Here is a 278-nt window from a genome sequence, read left to right as displayed (position 1 = left end):
GCCGCAGCGATGTACAGGCGCAGCCTGAGGCGTCCGCAGAAGCCGGGCTCGTATCCGAAGAGCAGGCTCCGATGTTCGACAGTTTCTCGCCGGCGGGCCTCGCCGCTCAGGCCGAGCGCAATGAAGCCGCGACCGACAATGGCGGCGGGCGCCGGCAGAGGCGTCCGCGCCGCGGTCGCGGCAGTGCGGAGCAGGGCTATAGCGCCGAGCAGGGCAATGCCGATGAGAGCAATGCCGGCCGGGCGGACAGCCCCGCCGATGACGGCAACGCCGCGGAC

The 278-nt window shown here is 71.9% G+C and carries 1 pseudogene; it reads left to right on the top strand.

Annotated features, from left to right (window positions below):
* Positions 1–71 precede the first annotated feature (71 nt).
* Positions 72–278 (top strand): annotated as a pseudogene (locus EN845_RS35825) (DUF4167 domain-containing protein); the annotation flags it as partial.

This window comes from Mesorhizobium sp. M8A.F.Ca.ET.202.01.1.1 (assembly GCF_004791595.1).
In the GTDB taxonomy this organism is placed as follows: domain Bacteria; phylum Pseudomonadota; class Alphaproteobacteria; order Rhizobiales; family Rhizobiaceae; genus Mesorhizobium.
This window is presented reverse-complemented; position numbering and strand designations above follow the sequence as displayed.